Here is a 17,750-nt window from a genome sequence, read left to right on the forward strand (position 1 = left end):
GCGGAAATGCAGAACAACGCGAGGAGACCCCGATGGGAACCGCAAGTTTCACCGAACTGCTGACCCGCCAAGTCGGCAACGAATTCGCCGCCTCCCACCAATACGTCGCAGTGGCCGCATGGTTTGACGGGCAGGACCTTCCGCAACTGGCCAAACACTTCTACCGGCAGTCGCTCGAAGAACGCAACCACGCCATGATGATGGTCCGCTACATCCTGGACCGCGGACTCAAGATTGAGATCCCCGGCATCGAACCGGTCCGGAACGACTTCGCGACCGTCGAAGAACCACTCGCCCTTGCCCTCGCCCAGGAACAGGACGTCACCGAGAACATCAAGGCTATCTTCGCCGCAGCCCGGGCTGAGAACGACGCCCTGGGAGAACAATTCATGCTCTGGTTCCTCAAGGAACAGGTCGAGGAGGTTGCCTCGATGACCACGTTGCTAAACATTGCCCGGCGGGCGGACAACCTCTTCGACGTCGAAAACTTCCTGGCCCGTGAGCGCGTCGGGGACCAGGGCGGCGTCGGCGGGCACCACGGATCCGGCGGCCATCACACCGGACAGGCCGGAGGGAACCACGACTCCGGAACACCGGAAGCCGCCGGCGGAGCACTCTGACGGCCGGGCACCGATTCACCATTCCAACGCGCGCGGCGAGTCACCCCCAGGGGTGAACGGCTACATGTTGGAGCACCCCATGGCACGCATTTTCATCACCGGCTCGACCGACGGACTCGGCCTCGCCACCGCCCGGACGCTCCTTAAGGACGGCCACCAGGTTCTGCTGCACGCCCGCACCAGGGAACGAGCCGCCGTCCTCGCCGAACTCGCCGCGCAGGCTGCCGGCGTCGTCATTGGTGACCTCAGCAGCGCCGCCGAAACGCGGGACCTCGCCGAACAGGTCAACGGACACGGGCGGATGGACGCCGTCATCCACAATGCCGGCGTCTACCTCTCGCCCGGGCGCGTCGCCACCCCGGAAGGCCACTCCCGTACCCTGGCCGTCAACGTACTCGCCCCCTACATTCTCACTGCCCTGATCGAACGCCCCCGCCGCCTGATCTACGTCAGCAGCGGCATGCACCACGGCGCCCGCGGCAACCTCCAGGACATCGACTGGACCGGGCGGCGCTGGAATGCCAGCGCCGCCTACTCCGAGAGCAAGCTCCACGTCTCGGCGCTCTCCGCCTCGGTCGCCCGGCACTGGCCCTCCGTGCTCAGCAACTCCGTTGACCCCGGCTGGGTCCCCACCAAGATGGGCGGCCCGGGCGCGCCTGATGACCTGGCCATGGGCCACGACACCCAGTGCTGGCTCGCCGTCAGCAACGACCCCGCCGCCCTGGGCTCCGCCGGCTACTGGCACCACCGCCGGCGGCAGAAGCCCGCACCCGAGGTCACCGACCCCGACTTCCAGGACAGGCTCGCCGACAAACTCGCCGAACTGACCGGCATCACGCTCTTCTGAGCCGAAGAACCCCAGGAATTCAGCCTCCTCCTGCGGCACCGCCTCAGCCCGTCCCGGCGGGAGCGGCGATGCAACGACCGGTCACCCAAATGGTCTCTATCCTGAGTTCCATCCGGCGGCTTACGCTGGTCGCATTCGATGAACTCAGTTGCGTCTCAGCTGAGTGTCGAACGCAGTCGGCACCATGTGTTTCAGGTGACGGTTAAGCGAGGCGAGAGGGGGCCTGAGATGTCGCAGGCGGACAGGACGTGGACACCCGAGGATCAGGGCTGGCTCCGGGAAAACCTGCGGGAGGCGATCGACCATCTCGTGGAGATGGGGTACACGGTGCGCGGCGGGCAAGGGGAGGATCCAGAGCTGATCCACCCCGGCGGTTCGGCCGTGCAGACGTGGCGGGAGGACTACCCCTACGACGAACGGATGTCCCGCGAGGAGTACGAGCTGGAGAAATACCGGCTCCAGGTTGAACTGCTCAAATTCCAGTACTGGGGCCAGGACCAGGAGCTGCGGCACGTGATCGTTTTCGAGGGCCGGGATGCGGCTGGCAAGGGCGGCACGATCAAGCGCTTCACCGAGCACCTGAATCCCCGCTCGGCCCGGGCGGTGGCGCTGAGTAAACCCTCCGACCGTGAACTTGGCCAGTGGTACTTCCAGCGCTACATCCAGCACCTGCCGACGGCCGGAGAGATCGTGATGTTCGACCGCTCCTGGTACAACCGGGCGAATGTGGAGCGGGTCATGGGCTTCTGCACGGAGCAGGAATTCGACACTTTCATGGTTCAGGCGCCGCTCTTCGAGAGGATGCTGGTGGACGCCGGGATCCACCTGACCAAGTTTTGGTTCTCAGTGACCCGCCATGAGCAGCGCACCCGCTTTGCGATCCGGCAGATCGACCCGGTGCGGCGCTGGAAGCTCTCCCCCATCGACCTGGCCTCCCTGGACCGGTGGGAGGAGTACACAGCGGCCAAGGAAGAGACGTTCGTGCGAACCGACACGGACCATGCACCGTGGATCACCATCAAGTTCAACGACAAGAAGCGCGGACGGATCAACGCCATGCGCTACTTCCTCAACCAGTTCGACTACGAGGACAAGGACACGTCTGTGGTCCACAGCCCCGACCGGCTCATAGTGCGCCGCGGCCGCGAAGCCGCCGGCGACTAGCGCGTCCCCATGACCGATGACCGCACTGAAGCGGGGCCGATGGCGCCTCCGGACGGCACCGTAACCAGCCTGGCGGACGTCGGCGCGGGCCACAGATCCGTCGCCGGCGGGAAAGGGGCGAATCTGGGCGAACTGATACGGGCCGGTTTCCCGGTGCCTCCCGGATTCGTCATCACCACCTCGGCCTATGAATTGATGCTCGAGGAGACAGGATTGGCCCAGACCCTCAGCGGTCTGCTGCAGGAAGATGCGGAGGGAGGAACGATCCGGGCAGCCTTCAGCGGGGCGGCCATGCCCGCGGGTGTGCGCGATGCGATCGCAGCTGCCTACCGGCGTCTGGGATCCGGTGCGGTGGCCGTCCGTTCCAGCGCCACGGCCGAGGACCTCCCCGGAGCCGCGTTCGCCGGTCAGCAGGACACGTTCCTGAACGTGGTGGGAGAGGAAGCGCTGCTCATCGCGGTCGCTGGCTGTTGGACCTCCTTGTGGACCGACCGGGCGATTTCCTACCGGAAACGGCAGGGCATAACCACAGAGGGCCTGGCGATCGCCGTCGTCGTCCAAAGCATGGTGGACGCCGATGTTGCCGGCGTGATGTTCTGCGCAGACCCGGTTACGGGACGAAGGGACCGGATTGTCCTGGACGCCGGCCGGGGTTTGGGCGAGGCTGTCGTCTCCGGAACCGTGACCCCCGAACACTACGTGATGGACCGCCGTGGCCGGCTCATGAGTTGGCAGCCCGGGGGCTCTGCGGTGTTCACCGGCGCCGGATCCGTTCCCGGCGCCAGTGCCGCAATAGGCAGGAGCAGCAAGCCTGCGCTGAGCAACGACCAGCTCACCCGGCTGGCCGGGCTTTGCGGACGGGCAGTAGACCACTTCGGGATGCCGCAGGACGTGGAGTGGGCAGTGGCCGGAGGCAGCGTGTTTCTGCTGCAGGCACGTCCGATGACGGCGTTGCCGCCCGAACCCGCGGACCTGAACTTCTTGCAGAAGAGAATCGGCCCCACGTATGTCGAGATGTTCAACGAGCGGCCTTATCCGCTGGATGTTTCCGGGTGGCTTCGGCTCGGGCTGTTCGACATGCTCCGGCGGATGGCCGGCAGCATCGGTGTTGGCTTCCCCACCGTCGCGCAGATCCTGCCCGAAGAGGACGGCGTGGTGGTCCGGCTGGTGCCACCAGTACCCCGCCCCACGTTCAAGATCCTGGGCGCGCCGGCCTCGATCCTGGCCAGGGGCCGCCGCTTCAAACTGTCACAGTGGACCGGCGATTTACGGCTTGCGGCCTATCTGGCCGAGGTGGACAGGCTGAACATGCAGGATCCCGGACAGCTGGACTGGGCTCAAGCCCTCCAACATGTGCGCCGCATATTCGCGGGGCTGGCACCGATCACAGACCTGCGCGTCTCGTATTTCCCCGGTCTGCTGATCTCCCAAGCCAGGCTGAGGTCGGTGCTGCTTCTGCTCGGCAAGTCACGGCTGGCCCCCGCGCTGAACGCCGGCGCACCCACGCAAACCAGCGCCGCGAATCAGGAGCTGGACACGCTGGCCGGCCTGGTGCGTGCCGACCCCAGCCTGCGGGCCGTGTTTGAACAGCCTGGCACGCCGGACATCACGTCAATCCTGGCGAATCCGCGGTACACGGACTTCGCGGGCCGGTTCGATGCTTTCCTGCGGACCTATGGCCACCGGGAGACTTCCAGCGTGGTGCTGAGCAGTTCGCCGACCTGGTCCGAGGCCCCCGAAGTTGTCCTCGGACTGGTCAAGGTCCTGGTTGATGCCCCGCCTGCGAAAACAGACCAGACCGGCAACGCGTTCCGGGAACTCCTGGCCCACCCGGCCATGAAGCTCCCCCGGTTCCGGCGCCTCGTCCTGAACGCCGTCGAGCAGGCCAAGGCAGGAATGGCCTTCCGGGAGGACACGCACTTTTTCGCCACGGCGCTGTTGCCCCCGCTGCGCAAGTCCCTGCTGAGCCTCGGCCAGCAGCTGCAGGCGGCGGAAATCGTCGAAGGCCCGGGCGAGGTCTTCCACCTGAGGTTTGAAGAACTCTGCACCATAGCCGACCCTGCCCGCCTCACCGCCGGCGAGCGGGACCGGTGGCGCAGCCTCGTGATCGCGCGCACCGCAAAACGCCGCGAACTGGCAGCCGTTCCGCTCCTGGACCTGATCGACCTGTTCGGGGAGACGGCGCGTGGCGCGGGTGCGCTTGTGAAGGGATCGGGCGCCAGCCGGGGCACCGCCGCCGGCGCCGTGCGCATTATCTTGCAGCCGGCAGAATTCGGGGACCTGCGCAGCGGCGAAATCCTCGTCTGCCCCTACACCAACCCGTCCTGGACACCCCTGTTCCAACGGGCCGCCGCCGTCGTGGTCGACACCGGAGGGATCGGCTCGCATGCGGCCATCGTGGCCCGCGAGTATGGCATACCCGCCGTCATGGGAACCCGCAACGGCACCAGCATCCTCACGACCGGCCAGCGTGTCACCGTGGACGGCGGAACCGGGCTGGTCATGCCCGCGACGTAGCCGAAGCCGGCCCGATGACCTAGGACGGGCTTTCCAGATGGCTGCGGGTCGGAGGTTCAAGAGGTGTTCCGTCACGATGGGGTTCCCTGGCGGGGCACCCATCGTTCCGGAGGCCCGACGACGACATACATCCCGCTGCAATTGCAACCAGGCGGCCGGCACCCCGACAATGGTCCTCATGACCGCCGTAACCCTGCTGGCCTTCGCCGGGCTGTGCCTGCTGCTTTCCGTCACCCCCGGCCCGGACACCTTCCTGGTGCTGCGGATCTCGCTGCAGAGCGCCGGGGCCGGCCTGGCAGCGGCGTTCGGCTCGGCGCTGGCTTCCATGGTCTGGGCCGCGCTGGTCGGCGTGGGACTGGCCGCCGTGCTGGAGGACTCCGCGGAGGTGTTCCGGTGGCTAAAGATCGCGGGCGGGCTGTATCTGCTGTACTTGGGAATCTCGTCGCTGATCCGTGCCCGCGGCACAACAACCCCCTCAACAACGGACGGGCGCTCTCCGCGCCGCAGCCACAGTCGGAGGACTGGGTTCGGCGCCGGCGCACTCTCCACACTCCTCAACCCCAAAGTCGGCCTTTTCTACCTCGCCGTCGTCCCGCAGTTCATTCCACACGGCGGCAACACCCTGGACACCGCCCTGGTGCTCGGTGCCATCGAAAGCGCCATCGGCTTCCTCTATCTGGCGGCTGTAGCCATCGCGGCGGCGAAGGCAATGGCATGGCTGCAGCGCCCACGGGTAAGCCAGTGGCTCGAACGCGGCAGCAGCGGCATCATCGCCGCCCTCGGACTGGGCGTGCTGGCGTCGAGCGCGAGCTCGTAGCCGCAGGGACCGTCCGGTTCCCGGACTGCAACACGGGTGCCGTCGTGTGGTGGTTCGTGGAGGGAAGCCAGCTTTAGTTGTTTTCGCCGGAGCGGCCGTGGGCCAGTCCGGTGGGGAACCCGACGAGCACCGGCTCAGGGGCGGCGCAGCACAAGGGCTCGGAGGCGACGCGGCGGGCGGCCGGGACGTCGCAGCTGGTGCCGGCGTCAGAGGAGCAAACGCCGGTTTCGGGGAGTTCGAGCTGGACGGTGTCGGCCGCTTCGCGGTCCCCGGCTAGGGCGGCGGCGACGGAGCGGACCTGTTCGTAGCCGGTGGCGAGCAGGAAGGTCGGCGCCCGGCCGTAGGACTTCATGCCGACGATGTAAAAGCCCTTGTCCGGGTGGGCCAGCAGTGCTGCGCCGTGCGGGGGGACGGTGCCGCAGGAGTGGAATTCGGGGTCGATCAGCGGGCCCAGTTCGGTGGGCGCTTCCACGGCGGGGTCCAGGTTCAGGCGGAGTTCACGGAGGATGTCCAGGTCCGGACGGAAACCGGTGCAGGGAACGACGACGTCGGCCTCGAGGGTCCGGCCGTCCACGGACTCGACGGTCACGTGCGCGTCGAGGGATTTCAGCGAGCCGATGCCGAAGCCGGTGTGCAGTTCGATGGTTCCCGCCTCGACGAGGCGGCGCAAGCGGGCCCCTAGCTGTCCGCGGGCAGGAAGCCCGTCGGCGTCTCCCCCGCCGTAGACCTTCTCGGCGGACGCGCCGCGGACCGCCCAGAGGATCCGGGTGCCCGGCTCGTCTTTGGCCAGGTCGGCGAGGCTGATCAGGGTGTTGGCGGCGGAGTGTCCCGCGCCGACCACCAGGACTCGGCGGCCGGCGAACGAGGCACGCTCACGGCCGGTGATGTCCGGGAGCGGAGAGGAGATCCGGTCCTCGGCGGAGTCTTCGCCGATGGCGGGAAGCCCGGAGGTGCCGAGCGGGTTGCGGGTGGACCAGGTGCCAGAGGCATCAATGACGGCCGCGACGGTGTGGTCGCGGGTTTCCCCGTCCGCGTGTTCGACCCGGACGACGAACGGTGTGCTCTCTCGGTTGCGGGTGTGGGTCTTGTCCATGCCGGGCCGGGTCACCGCGATGACCCTGGCGCCGGTCTGCAGCCGGGAGCTGACGGCCGGGAGGGCGGCCAGCGGGGTTAGGTAGTTGTCGATGAGTTCCCCGCCGTAGGGAAGGGCCGTGGGCCGGGGCTGTTCCCAGCCGGAGGCTTCGAGCAGCCGGGCGGCGGCGGCGTCGATGTTGAACCGCCACGGGGAGAACAGCCGGATGTGGCGCCACTGCTCGATCGCGGCGCCCGCGGCGGCGCCGGCTTCGAAGATCAGCGGTCCCAGGCCGCGTTCGATCAGGTGGGCCGCGGCGGCCAGGCCCACGGGGCCGGCGCCGATCACGGCGACGGGGAGGTTCTTCGCTGAATCCATGGTTTCCTCTGTTTCGTCCGTAGGGTGTGGCGGTTCTGTTGGGAGGCACCTGCCGGTCCCTGGTGGGGCCGGCAGGCGGGAGGGTGTCAGCAGCAGTCCTGATTGTCGTCGCAGCAGCCATCGCCGCAGCATCCGGTGTTCATTCAGCTCACCTCCTCCCCGTTCCGGGAAACCCGGGTCTCCCGATGCTCAGTAGGGGTTACTTGGCGACGGTCGTGAGGGAGGCGATCAGGTCCTCGATGCGGGTCTTGATCTCGTCGCGGATCGGGCGGACGGAGTCCACGCCCTGCCCGGCGGGGTCTTCCAGGACCCAGTCCTCGTAGCGCTTGCCGGGGAAGTAGGGGCATTCGTCGCCGCAGCCCATGGTGATCACGACGTCGGATTCCTTTACGGCCTCGGTGGTGAGGATCTTCGGGATTTCGGCGGACATGTCGATGCCGAGTTCGGCCATGGCCTCCACGGCTGCCGGGTTGACCTTGTCCGCGGGCTGGGAACCGGCCGAGCGGACCTCAATCCGGCCCTCCCCGAGGGTGGTGAGGAAGGCGGCGGCCATCTGGGAGCGGCCAGCGTTGTGGACGCAGACAAACAGGACGGAGGGCTTCTTGGCGGTTTCGGTGCTCACGGGTTTTCTCCTGGAATCAGGTGCGGATCGGTTTTGATGAGGTCGTCGTCCCCGCACCACTTTGGCTGCTAAGACATTGATGTTTGTCGATGCATGAAGTATCGACCAGTAGATCGATACTTGTCAATATTTGCGAGGCTTCGATTTAGGCCGCGTGCAGGCGGGGTGCGAGGTCGCTGACGCGGCGGGCGATGTCGGTAAAGGCGCCCTCAAAGGCGTCCTCGGTGTTCAGCCGAAGCGGATCCGGAACGGACCAGTGGATCCCTCCCAGGCTGGGGATTTCCTCGTGGGCGTTGTCGCATACCGTCACGACGAAGTCTTCATCTTGCCCCACCTCATCCAGCCGGCGCGGGGGAAGGTCCGAGAGGGCGACGCCGTGGCGGCGGGCGACATCAATGGCGCCTGAGGCGATGCGGTCCGCGGGATGCGTACCCGCGGAAGTCGAGGGGATTTCGCTGGCCCGGTTCCAGAGTGCGGCGGCCAGCTGGGACCGGGCGCTGTTCCGGGTGCAGACGAAGAGGACGCGGCGGGCTCCGTGTTCAGCGCCAGGCACCAGCCCGTCGAGAGCGCCGGCAGCCAGCCGGATGTAGCTGCGGCGCCTATCGGCCTCCGAACGGTGGCGGGTCACCAGACCGGCGCCTTCCAGCGTGCGCAGATGGTGGGAAAGCAGGTTTGACGGCATCCCGAGTTCGGCCTGCAGCTCCGTAGGGGAAAGGTCCCCCAGGGTCAGCAAGTCCACGATGCGCAGCCGCGCAGGATCCGCGAGGGCGGCGTGCTTAGCGACCCGCGCCCGAAAACCTTCAACTGGGTCAGTAGTCATTGATTCAATTTTGACTGAGGCAATTCTCTCGGTCAAGCTGTTGCCATGACTTCCAACCAGCCGCCGCTGTGGCGCCGCGCCGCCGCCGAACTGCTCGGCACCAGTTTGCTCGTGATGATCGTCGTGGGCTCCGGGATGACCGCCCAGCAGCTTTCCCCCAGTGACGTTGGCCTGCAGCTGCTCCAGAACAGCGCCGCCACGGTATTGGGACTGACGGTGCTGATCCTGGTACTCGGGCCGGTGAGCGGCGCGCACTTCAATCCCGTGGTCTCCCTCGCCGACTGGATTCTGGGCCGACGCCGCGGTACTGGGCTGCCCTTGCCGGAACTTGGCACGTACATCGCTGCGCAGACAGTGGGGGCAGTCAGCGGCAGCGTCGTGGCGAACGCAATGTTTGAGGTGGGCACTTCTATCTCCACCAAGGAGCGCGCAACCTCGGGACACCTGCTGGGCGAGGTCGTCGCTACCGCCGGACTCATCCTGCTCATTTTCGCCCTGGCCGCCACATCCCGTGGCGTTCTCGCGGCACCGGCAGTAGGGGCCTACATCGGGGCCGCCTACTGGTTCACGTCCTCGTCATCGTTCGCCAACCCGGCAGTCACGGTAGGACGCATCTTCACTGACACTTTCGCCGGCATCGCACCCGCCTCCGTTCCCGGCTTCGTGGTAGCGCAGCTGATCGGCGCGGCGGCAGGGCTTGGACTCCTCCTCATCCTGTTCCCCTCCGCGGACCGCGCGGCAGACGACGCCGTCCTGGCGCACAGTTCGGAAACAGTAAGCTCCTAGCCTCGCCGGCAGCTGGCCGAACGAGGCGCCGCTACATTGATGATTATCAATATCAGGGCATAATTGGTACATGAACTTGCTTCCTATCCTCCAGCCGGCCACGGATGAAGCCTGCTGCACCCCGGCAGGTGTGCCTGCCCTCGGTGCTGAGGAGGCGAAGCAGAAGGCGCTGGTCTTCAAGGCGTTGGCCGATCCGAATCGCTTGCGGCTGCTCTCCATCGTCAAGGCCGATCCCTCCGGTGAATCCTGCGTCTGTGACCTGACCGAACCGCTGGACCTGGGCCAGCCCACGGTCTCCCACCACCTGAAGATCCTGGTCGATGCGGGCCTGCTGCACCGTGAAAAGCGCGGCACGTGGGCCTACTACTCCCTGGTTCCCGGCGCCCTGGAACAGACGGCCGGACTCCTGGCGACCCTGTGACCGCGCCCGAACAGTCCACGGTCACGATCCGTGCCATGCGCGACGGCGACTGGGCGGCCGTCGAAGGGATCTACCGTGAGGGAATCGCCACCGGCCACGCCACGTTCGAATCAGACGCGCCGGACTGGGACCGCTTCAACAGTTCCAGACTGCCCCGCCACCGGCTCGTCGCCGAAACCGCAGAAGGCCAGATCCTTGGCTGGGCCGCGGTCGCCCCCGTGTCTGCCCGCCCTGTCTACGCTGGCGTGGTGGAGCACTCCGTCTACATCGCAGCCGCTGCACGCGGTCGCGGCCTGGGCGGAGCGCTTCTGCAGGCCTTGGCAGACTCCACAGAGAGTGACGGGATCTGGACCATTCAGGCCAGCGTCTTCCCCGAAAACGAAGCCAGCCTCAAACTTCACTTGGCCAACGGCTACGTCGTTGTCGGGCGCAGGCGGCGCATCGCCAGGATGACCCACGGGCCGCTCACCGGGCAGTGGCGCGACACCGTCCTGATCGAACGCCGCTCCCCCGCCATCTGAACGGCCCATCGCCTGAACAGGAGGACGGCACGACGTGGAACCACCCAAGGCGGACATCCTGGCCGGATACCGCCGCGCCCGGCACGCCCTCGACGCCTTGCTGCAGAGCGCAACCGCCCCGGACCTTTCCCGCAAGAGTAACGGGACGCGGTGGACTAACGAGGAACTGCTCTTCCACATGGTTTTCGGCTACATGGTGGTCCGCGCCCTGCTTCCGCTGGTCCATGTCGTCAGCAGGCTCCCCAGGCCCGTCGGCACTGCCTTCGCCGCAGTCCTGAACGCCGGAACACGCCCGTTCGACGCCATCAACTACTGGGGCTCCCGGGCCGCGGCCCGCCTCTACAACAAGCGGCGGATGGCCCGGAAACTCGACAAGAGCATCACCGCCATATCGCGCCGGCTGGAACGCGAGAAGCCCACTGCGCTGTCAAGATCGATGCCATTTCCGGACCGGTGGGACCCGTTCTTCGCGCCGTCGATGACACTGAACGACGTCTACGCCTACCCCACACTTCATTTCGACTTTCACGCCCGGCAGCTAAGCCTCGGCCAACCGCTCCAATAGCCAGGCACGGCGCAAGCAGAGTGGGCGGACCCAGCCGCGGGACCGCCAGAACCGCCAGTCCCCAGACCCGCCAGTCTCGCCGTTCAATCCGTCCCGGGAGCCAACGTCAAAGCCACGTCCCGTGGTTCGGGCGCGGTTCCGCAGCCCTCGCAGCAGCCCGAACCGCCGTCAGGAGCAGGATCGGCCTGAGAAGCCTCCCTGGCGTTCGCCGGGTGCGGGGCTTCCGTTCCGGAAGGGGCGCAGCAGTCCTCGGCGTCGGTGACGTTGGCTGCCGCAGGGTGCGGGACGTCGCAACAAACATCTCCTCGCCAGGCATTGATGCCCTCACGGACTGCGATCGCGGCAATGACCAGGGCTGCGCCTGCGTCTGCCCACCACCAGCCCAGCGTGCTGTTCAGCACCAGGCCGACAAGGAGGACCGCGGAGAGGTACGTACACAGAAGGGTCTGCTTGGAGTCGGCGACCGCGGTCCTGGAACCCAGCTCCCGACCCGCCCGGCGCTGCAGCCAGGAGAGGACAGGCATGATGGCCAGGCTCAGCGCGGCGATCACGATGCCGGGGGCGGAGTGCCGGGCCTCGCCCCCGCCGGTGAGGGACCGGACGGAATCTGCGGTGACGAACGCCGCCAGGGCGAAGAAGGAAATCGCGATGATCCGCAAAGTCAGGTGCTCACGCCGCTCCGGGTCCTTCGCGGAGAACTGCCAGGACAGCGCCAGGGCCGACGCCACCTCGATCACGGAATCCAGCCCGAACCCGATCAGCGCCGAAGAGTCCGCGACGCCGCCCGCCCACAGGGCCACGACTGCCTCGATGACGTTGTAGGTGATGGTCGCGGCGGCGAACAGCCGGATCCGCCGGGTCAGAACGGCCCGGCGCTCGGCCGCCGGCGCGTGCAGAAGGGCCGTCATGGCAGGCACGTCCCGTCCGGTGCGCAGCAGGACGGGTCGACGGCGAGGACGACGCCGATCAGGTCCTGGATGGCGTGGCCCAGCCGGGCATCAGCAAGTTCATACCGGGTCCGCCGGCCATCCGGGACGGCAACCACAAGCCCGCAGCCTCGAAGGCAGGCCAGATGGTTGGACATGCTTTGCCGGGACACTCCGAGGGAGTCCGCGAGATCGGACGGGTACGCCGGCGCGTCTGCCAGGGCCAGCAACGTACGGGCCCGCGTAGGGTCCGAAATCGCGTAGCCGAACCGTGCCAGCACCGGCGCGTGCGTGAGGGTCTCCATGAAACCATGGTACATCGGAGCGTGTATTCACTCGATGCTGTGCCACGGCTCTTCACGGTCCTCGGGATCGCGGCTCATCGCCCCATGTACATCAGATGCGGGTTGGGGGCAGCGGCCGTTCCGAGTAGCGTGAACTACAAGCAGGACCACTAGCCGACATACAACAAGGAGCACGCATGTGCCGACTGTTCGGCCTGCACGCCGGGCCCAATCCGGTCAGGGTGACGTTCTGGCTCTTGGACGCCCCGGACAGTTTGTCGGCCCAGAGCCGGCGGGAGCCCGACGGCGCCGGCATCGGTACCTTCGACGCAAGCGGCAGAGCCCATGTAGCAAAGCAACCGCTTGCCGCGTGGGAGGACCACGCCTTCGCGCGCGAGGCCCGGGTTTTGAAAAGCACTACTTTCCTTGCCCATGTGCGGTACGCCAGCACCGGCGCCCACACGATGGTCAACACGCATCCTTTTGAGCAGGACGGGCGGCTGTTCGCGCACAACGGCGCCTTCGGTGACCTTGGGCGGCTCAATCAGCACCTGGCCGAGCTCGGCGTCGCGGATCTGGTGCACGGCCAGACCGACAGCGAACGCCTCTTTGCGCTGATCACCGCCGAGAGCCGGCGCGCAGGCGGCCACGTCGGGGAAGGCATCAGCCACGCCGTCCGGTGGGTTGCCAGGGAACTGCCAGTCTTCAGCCTGAATTTCATCGTGACGACGGCGGCGGACCTTTGGGCGGTCAGGTACCCGGCCACCCATGAGCTGCACGTTCTGGAACGGAAGCCTGCCGCGGGTGCCGAGCCGGCCCCCTTGGAGGCCCGGAGCGCCCGCATCCACGCCCGCAGCCGGGACCTGTCCCGTTCCGCGCATGTTCTTATCGCCACCGAGCCGATGGATCCCAGCCCGGGGTGGCGCCCCATGGGCCCCGGTGAATTGGTGCACGTCGGTCCGGATTTGGCGGTGACGGCCACGGTCCCCTTCCCGGAGGCGCCGGCGCATCCGCTCACCCTCTCCGACCTTGACCCGTCCGCGGCGGCGTCCCAAAAGCCCTGACCGCAGCTGGGCGGGCTGGCGTGTCTGCGCTTCCCTGGCATCTTCGAGGTCGCAACGGTTATCTCGCGGCGAGCCGGTCGGCGTTGTTGGTCATGCGTTCGAGGACGCTGACGGCGATGGCGTACTCATCCGTTCCGATGCCGGCCGTGAGCTCATGGCGGGTGGCTTCCAACAGTCTGGAGGCCTCCGAATGCAGGGCGTAGCCAGCCCCGGTCAGGGCGAGGCGACCATCGAGCAGGAACACGAGCTCCCGTCGAACCAGCGCCGCCAGGTCCCGTTCCTGTCCGCCGTCGCCTGTATTGAAAGGGCGCAGAAGATCCCGGATTTCCGCCGGGGTGGCGGATGCGGAGCTCAACGAGTCGAGGACCTGCCACTGCCTTCTGGTCAGGTGGACGCTGGCCAGCGTGGAATCGAGTTGTGCCTGCAGTGAGGCATCCAGGCGCTTGGCCCAGTATCCGATAGGCCTGTTCACCCTGCAATCGTCGCAGGAGCGTCATACCCGGGCAAGGTCCGCGGGCGCGTGCTTTAGGATTCGGCTCTCTGTCTTATCAGGCCCGTCGGCCGCTTGCGCGGGTTCCGGATGCCGACGGCGGAAACGATGCCCCCGAGGATGAGCAGGACGGCCGTCACGGTCAGCATCCGGTGAAATCCCTCCAGCTCAAGTTTGCCGCCCACTACCAGGCCCACCAGCGCGATTCCGAGCAGGCCCGCGACCCTGCTGACGGCATTATTGACGGCCGAGCCGATGCCGGCTTGCTGTTCCAATACTGAACCGAGAATGGCGGCGGTGAGCGGTGCGACTGTCGCCGACAGCCCGACTGCGAACAGGAAGATCCCGGGCATCAGCTGGGTCCAATAATTGACCGGTATTTCGGATGCGAGCATCAGGAGATAGCCCACTCCGGCGAGCGCAGGGCCCAGGGCCATGAACCACCGCGGACCGAACCGCCCGGCCAGTGCGCCAAACCAAGACGCCAGGAGAATGTTGATGAGGCTGACGGGAAGCAAAGCCAGGGCGGCAAGCGTCGCCGGGAAACCGGCAACCTGCTGCAGGAAAAGCACGATGATGAATCCGCCGATCGACAACGCGGCGTAGATGAACGCCGTCGCCACATTCCCGACGGCAAAGTTTCGAACGGAAAAGAGACTGAGGGGCAGGAGCGGCTGCCGCGCGGTCCGTTCCCTCCAAATGAACCCTGCCAGGCACAGGATGCCCAGGACGAACGGCAACTGGACGAGCGGGTTCCCCCACCCATAGTTGCCTTGTTCAATCAGCGCGTAAACCGGCCCCGCCAGCCCCAGGACACAAAGCACGGCGCCCGGGTAGTCGATACGCACCCCCGCGACGCGAACATCCCCGGCCCGCAGGACGCCCAACATATACAACGTCACAGCAATAGGCAGGACGTTGATTCCGAAGACCCACCGCCAGCCCACCGAGTCCACCAGCACTCCCCCAAGCAGCGGGCCCGCGATGAACGCCACGGTTGTCCCGGCCGTCCACTGCCCGATCGCCTTCGCCCGGGGAGCTTCGTCGAAGTTTGACGTGATCAGGGCAAGGGAGCTGGGCACCAGCAGGGCGCCCGCGACCCCCTGAAGCGCCCGCGCCAGGATCAGCACCTCCGCGGTGGGGGCCAGCGCACACATCACCGACGTCGCGCCGAATCCGATCAGGCCTGCGCGGAGAACCACCACGCGTCCGAGCAAATCAGAGAGGGAACCGGCAACCAGGATCAGCGAACCCAGGGTAATCAGGTAGGCGTCAACAACCCATTGCTGCGTCGTCAGGCCGCCGCCCAGTTCACGGGAAATCGCCGGCAGCGCTACGTTGATGACGCTGCTGTCGAGAAACGACACGAAGGACGCGAGAATCGCGATCCAAAGCACAAGCCTCTGCGTGCGCGCCGACGGTAGGGAACTCACCCTCCCAGTTAACACCCCCCGCATCCTGCTCGAGGGTTGCCCCCGTCCGGTGACCGATCGATGAACATTGGATGTCCTCCAGCTTCCCGCCGTCGCCAGCGCCTTAACCTGAAGGGGAAGCCACCGCCTCAGCGATCGAACCCGACAACCCCGGCAACCCCACTGGACGGGCAGCAACAATGGAAAAGCACCCACAGCCGCGCGATCCGAAGCCCAGCACCAACGATGGAGGGCTGGGATGTCGCTAGAGGATGCGGTGAACGGGCAGGAATCGGCGGCCGCCCGTTCCGATGAAGCCCCAAGAGCCGCCCATGAGGCCGTCCCCGGCATCTACGAGTCGGCCCGCAGCGCCGCCGCAGCCCGCATGGAACGCACCCTGGGCCACGCCAGCAAGCGGCTTATCAAGGGCTCGGTGCCAACGAGCCTCGCCGTCATCACCACCGGCACCGACTGGACCGCCTGGCATTTCGTGGCCCAGTCCCTCGGCTGGCCCCTGGAAAGCGAGATCCACGGCACAGCCTTCCTGACTATCGATGGCCGCATCTGTTTCTACCGCCAGTCCACAACGTTTGGCGGCGACGAGTTCCTGAGCGTGGACACAGTTCTGAGCACGTTCGAAGGCGGCAGCGCCGTGAAGAAACTGGTCAACCCCAGGGGCATGGTCCCGCCCTCGGGCCGTGTGATCTCCCTGCCCTCCCGCAAACCGGGAAAGGAGCCGGCCTGGATGGTTGCCCCGCAGCGCTTGATCGAATTCTCCGACAACCAGGCCATTGCCCGCTGGCCCCGGACCGCCCTCGACAATCTGGTGAACATCGATTTTGATCGCAAGGGCAAGGTTTGGGTCACCTACCCCCAATGGGACCACCGCCAGAGCATCCCGCTGAAGGAATGGCTCACCATCACAGCGGCCAACCTCGTCACCCCCGGATGACGTGCAGCTGGTGGTGACGGAAATCGAATTCCGCATTTAAGGCCCTCCGCGGAGAGATCGCGGCCAGCCACAAGCTCATCGGCCCTGGACCCGGCACGTAAGTACGTCCAACGGCGGCCCGGCGCCATTTATCGCTGGATTCCGAACGTCATGGCGAATCCGGCCGGGTAGTTCGCGCGCCGCGTCTGAGTACTACGCAGAAGCCGTACTTGAATTCTTCGCGGGAAAATAAAGTATTCGTCACTCGTGTAGGCCCTTAGTGACTCCCCGTAGGTTTGCCGCAACAGTCGACCACGGTCGGGGGGCCACGGATCTGTTTTTACCCCTACCTGAACTCGGTCTCGATTCCTTTCGGGACGTCCCGCGCAACTGGGGTTGCGGGGCGCTGTGTCACGTCCCACTGGTCTTAATCCAGGTGTTTTTAGGGGTCTCATGCGTGCTTTAGTGACCGGCGGGGCCGGATTTCTCGGCTCCCATTTGTGCGAGGCTTTGCTAAACCGGGGGGATTCGGTGGTTTGCGCCGACGACCTCTCGACGGGTCGGCTGGAGAATGTCGCCGCTTTCCAGGAGCATCCCCGGTTCACATTCCTGCGGGCGGACGTCAGCCATTCCCTGCGGGTCCGCGGTCCGGTGGATCTGGTGGCGCATCTCGCCAGCCCTGCTTCACCGCCCGACTACCACCGACTTCCGCTGGAAACCCTCGCTGTGGGTAGCCGGGGCACCGAAAATGCCCTGGAACTTGCAGCGGAGAAGGGCGCACGATTCGTCTTGGCCTCCACCAGCGAGGTGTACGGCGACCCGACCGTTCACCCCCAAGCCGAGAGCTACTGGGGCAATGTCAGTTCAATCGGTCCGCGAAGCGTCTATGACGAAGCCAAGCGCTTTGCCGAGGCCATATCCATGGCTTACGCCAGAAGCCTCGGAGTAAATGTCGGAATCGTCCGGATCTTCAACACCTTCGGCCCGCGCATGCGCGCTGAAGATGGCCGCGTGGTTTCCAGTTTCATAGCCCAGGCGCTGAACGGCGATCCTCTGACGATCTACGGCGACGGGCAGCAGACCCGCAGCTTTTGCTATGTTGACGACCTCGTGCGCGGAATCGTGGCAATGACCGACAGTTCCGAGACCGGACCGATCAACTTGGGAAACCCGGTGGAACGCACGGTACAGGAACTGGCGGAGCTGGTCCTGGAGTTAACCGGATCTGGGTCACCCATCGAGTTCCATCAGCTGCCCAAGGACGACCCCACGAGGCGGCGCCCGGACATCAGCCTCGCGGAGACCCTGCTGGGTTGGCACCCGCAAGTGTCCACCGAAGAAGGACTGCACCACACCGTCGAATACTTCCGGGCCCACCGTCGGGAAGTCTCCGCCGCTGCCCGCAGCATCGCCGGGGCCCAGTTTGAGGGAACCCCCTCGAAAGTGGCCTGGCGCGACGCTCCCGCCATGGCCAAATTGGCTTAGACGCCGCC

19 protein-coding genes are annotated in these 17,750 nt (G+C 66.4%); 12 read left to right on the forward strand and 7 right to left on the reverse strand.

Going from position 1 to position 17,750, the window contains the following annotated elements:
* Positions 1-32: 32 nt before the first annotated feature.
* From ACFVTM_RS06495 to ACFVTM_RS06515, 5 genes are all read left to right on the forward strand, one after another.
* Positions 33-620: a ferritin gene (locus tag ACFVTM_RS06495; RefSeq protein ID WP_390202574.1), complete on the forward strand. Its 588-nt coding sequence runs from the start codon at positions 33-35 to the stop codon at positions 618-620.
* A gap of 79 nt (positions 621-699) precedes the next feature.
* Positions 700-1,467 carry an SDR family NAD(P)-dependent oxidoreductase gene (locus tag ACFVTM_RS06500; RefSeq protein WP_390202575.1) on the forward strand — a complete coding sequence of 256 codons (768 nt, stop codon included), beginning with the start codon at positions 700-702 and terminating at the stop codon, positions 1,465-1,467.
* 228 nt (positions 1,468-1,695) lie between these two features.
* Complete coding sequence (gene ppk2, locus ACFVTM_RS06505; protein WP_390202576.1) at positions 1,696-2,631, forward strand: polyphosphate kinase 2; 936 nt, start codon at positions 1,696-1,698, stop codon at positions 2,629-2,631.
* 39 nt (positions 2,632-2,670) lie between these two features.
* The gene (locus tag ACFVTM_RS06510; protein ID WP_390202577.1) at positions 2,671-5,148 is read left to right on the forward strand and encodes a PEP/pyruvate-binding domain-containing protein; all 2,478 of its coding nucleotides are present in this window, start codon (positions 2,671-2,673) and stop codon (positions 5,146-5,148) included.
* Between the two features lie 178 nt (positions 5,149-5,326).
* Positions 5,327-5,965 (forward strand): LysE family translocator, encoded by a 639-nt coding sequence (locus tag ACFVTM_RS06515; protein WP_390202578.1) that lies wholly within the window; start codon positions 5,327-5,329, stop codon positions 5,963-5,965.
* 73 nt (positions 5,966-6,038) lie between these two features.
* Here the strand turns inward: ACFVTM_RS06515 and ACFVTM_RS06520 are convergent, their stop codons facing one another.
* From ACFVTM_RS06520 to ACFVTM_RS06530, 3 genes are all read right to left on the reverse strand, one after another.
* On the reverse strand, positions 6,039-7,415 hold the full coding sequence (locus ACFVTM_RS06520; protein ID WP_390202579.1) for an FAD-dependent oxidoreductase: 1,377 nt from the start codon (positions 7,413-7,415) through the stop codon (positions 6,039-6,041).
* A 199-nt stretch (positions 7,416-7,614) separates the two neighbouring features.
* Positions 7,615-8,037, reverse strand: a complete 423-nt coding sequence (locus ACFVTM_RS06525) for an arsenate reductase ArsC (RefSeq protein WP_390202580.1) — start codon at positions 8,035-8,037, stop codon at positions 7,615-7,617.
* A gap of 145 nt (positions 8,038-8,182) precedes the next feature.
* Complete coding sequence (locus ACFVTM_RS06530; protein WP_390202581.1) at positions 8,183-8,857, reverse strand: metalloregulator ArsR/SmtB family transcription factor; 675 nt, start codon at positions 8,855-8,857, stop codon at positions 8,183-8,185.
* Between the two features lie 45 nt (positions 8,858-8,902).
* Between ACFVTM_RS06530 and ACFVTM_RS06535 the strand changes: the two genes are divergently transcribed.
* From ACFVTM_RS06535 to ACFVTM_RS06550, 4 genes are all read left to right on the forward strand, one after another.
* Positions 8,903-9,643: an aquaporin gene (locus ACFVTM_RS06535; RefSeq protein WP_390202582.1), complete on the forward strand. Its 741-nt coding sequence runs from the start codon at positions 8,903-8,905 to the stop codon at positions 9,641-9,643.
* 70 nt (positions 9,644-9,713) lie between these two features.
* Complete coding sequence (locus ACFVTM_RS06540; RefSeq protein WP_390202583.1) at positions 9,714-10,064, forward strand: ArsR/SmtB family transcription factor; 351 nt, start codon at positions 9,714-9,716, stop codon at positions 10,062-10,064.
* A gap of 35 nt (positions 10,065-10,099) precedes the next feature.
* Complete coding sequence (locus ACFVTM_RS06545; RefSeq protein WP_390202814.1) at positions 10,100-10,585, forward strand: GNAT family N-acetyltransferase; 486 nt, start codon at positions 10,100-10,102, stop codon at positions 10,583-10,585.
* A gap of 34 nt (positions 10,586-10,619) precedes the next feature.
* Positions 10,620-11,150, forward strand: coding sequence for a DinB family protein (locus ACFVTM_RS06550; RefSeq protein ID WP_390202584.1), 531 nt, complete (start codon positions 10,620-10,622; stop codon positions 11,148-11,150).
* Between the two features lie 83 nt (positions 11,151-11,233).
* Here ACFVTM_RS06550 and ACFVTM_RS06555 read toward each other — a convergent pair whose 3' ends face one another.
* Positions 11,234-12,058, reverse strand: coding sequence for a cation transporter (locus ACFVTM_RS06555; protein WP_390202585.1), 825 nt, complete (start codon positions 12,056-12,058; stop codon positions 11,234-11,236).
* Entirely contained in the window at positions 12,055-12,381 is a 327-nt protein-coding gene (locus ACFVTM_RS06560; protein ID WP_390202586.1) for an ArsR/SmtB family transcription factor, read from the reverse strand. The genes ACFVTM_RS06555 and ACFVTM_RS06560 overlap by 4 nt, the downstream gene beginning before the upstream one ends.
* 176 nt (positions 12,382-12,557) lie before the next feature.
* On the opposite strand from ACFVTM_RS06560, the gene ACFVTM_RS06565 reads away from it, so the two are divergent.
* On the forward strand, positions 12,558-13,424 hold the full coding sequence (locus tag ACFVTM_RS06565; protein ID WP_390202587.1) for a class II glutamine amidotransferase: 867 nt from the start codon (positions 12,558-12,560) through the stop codon (positions 13,422-13,424).
* 58 nt (positions 13,425-13,482) lie between these two features.
* Here the strand turns inward: ACFVTM_RS06565 and ACFVTM_RS06570 are convergent, their stop codons facing one another.
* Both ACFVTM_RS06570 and ACFVTM_RS06575 read right to left on the reverse strand, forming a co-directional pair.
* A complete protein-coding gene (locus ACFVTM_RS06570; protein ID WP_390202588.1) occupies positions 13,483-13,896 on the reverse strand; it encodes a MarR family transcriptional regulator in 414 nt (137 codons plus the stop codon).
* 53 nt (positions 13,897-13,949) lie between these two features.
* A complete protein-coding gene (locus ACFVTM_RS06575; protein ID WP_390202815.1) occupies positions 13,950-15,371 on the reverse strand; it encodes an MFS transporter in 1,422 nt (473 codons plus the stop codon).
* A gap of 214 nt (positions 15,372-15,585) precedes the next feature.
* On the opposite strand from ACFVTM_RS06575, the gene ACFVTM_RS06580 reads away from it, so the two are divergent.
* Positions 15,586-16,278: a hypothetical protein gene (locus ACFVTM_RS06580; RefSeq protein ID WP_390202589.1), complete on the forward strand. Its 693-nt coding sequence runs from the start codon at positions 15,586-15,588 to the stop codon at positions 16,276-16,278.
* A 432-nt stretch (positions 16,279-16,710) separates the two neighbouring features.
* Positions 16,711-17,742, forward strand: coding sequence for a UDP-glucuronic acid decarboxylase family protein (locus ACFVTM_RS06585; RefSeq protein ID WP_390202590.1), 1,032 nt, complete (start codon positions 16,711-16,713; stop codon positions 17,740-17,742).
* Positions 17,743-17,750 lie beyond the last annotated feature (8 nt).

Origin of the sequence: Arthrobacter sp. NPDC058130, assembly GCF_042884475.1 — a bacterium.
Classification (GTDB): Bacteria; Actinomycetota; Actinomycetes; order Actinomycetales; family Micrococcaceae; genus Arthrobacter.

Coding starts and splice junctions, on each gene's coding strand:
- ACFVTM_RS06495 (WP_390202574.1), top strand. CDS start 33: ATGGGAACCGCAAGTTTCACCGAACTGCTGACCCGCCAAGTCGGCAAC.
- ACFVTM_RS06510 (WP_390202577.1), top strand. CDS start 2,671: ATGGCGCCTCCGGACGGCACCGTAACCAGCCTGGCGGACGTCGGCGCG.
- ACFVTM_RS06530 (WP_390202581.1), bottom strand. CDS start 8,857: ATGACTACTGACCCAGTTGAAGGTTTTCGGGCGCGGGTCGCTAAGCAC.
- ACFVTM_RS06500 (WP_390202575.1), top strand. CDS start 700: ATGGCACGCATTTTCATCACCGGCTCGACCGACGGACTCGGCCTCGCC.
- ppk2 (WP_390202576.1), top strand. CDS start 1,696: ATGTCGCAGGCGGACAGGACGTGGACACCCGAGGATCAGGGCTGGCTC.
- ACFVTM_RS06555 (WP_390202585.1), bottom strand. CDS start 12,058: ATGACGGCCCTTCTGCACGCGCCGGCGGCCGAGCGCCGGGCCGTTCTG.
- ACFVTM_RS06565 (WP_390202587.1), top strand. CDS start 12,558: ATGTGCCGACTGTTCGGCCTGCACGCCGGGCCCAATCCGGTCAGGGTG.
- ACFVTM_RS06540 (WP_390202583.1), top strand. CDS start 9,714: ATGAACTTGCTTCCTATCCTCCAGCCGGCCACGGATGAAGCCTGCTGC.
- ACFVTM_RS06520 (WP_390202579.1), bottom strand. CDS start 7,415: ATGGATTCAGCGAAGAACCTCCCCGTCGCCGTGATCGGCGCCGGCCCC.
- ACFVTM_RS06535 (WP_390202582.1), top strand. CDS start 8,903: ATGACTTCCAACCAGCCGCCGCTGTGGCGCCGCGCCGCCGCCGAACTG.
- ACFVTM_RS06515 (WP_390202578.1), top strand. CDS start 5,327: ATGACCGCCGTAACCCTGCTGGCCTTCGCCGGGCTGTGCCTGCTGCTT.
- ACFVTM_RS06545 (WP_390202814.1), top strand. CDS start 10,100: ATGCGCGACGGCGACTGGGCGGCCGTCGAAGGGATCTACCGTGAGGGA.
- ACFVTM_RS06585 (WP_390202590.1), top strand. CDS start 16,711: ATGCGTGCTTTAGTGACCGGCGGGGCCGGATTTCTCGGCTCCCATTTG.
- ACFVTM_RS06560 (WP_390202586.1), bottom strand. CDS start 12,381: ATGGAGACCCTCACGCACGCGCCGGTGCTGGCACGGTTCGGCTACGCG.
- ACFVTM_RS06575 (WP_390202815.1), bottom strand. CDS start 15,371: ATGCGGGGGGTGTTAACTGGGAGGGTGAGTTCCCTACCGTCGGCGCGC.
- ACFVTM_RS06580 (WP_390202589.1), top strand. CDS start 15,586: ATGTCGCTAGAGGATGCGGTGAACGGGCAGGAATCGGCGGCCGCCCGT.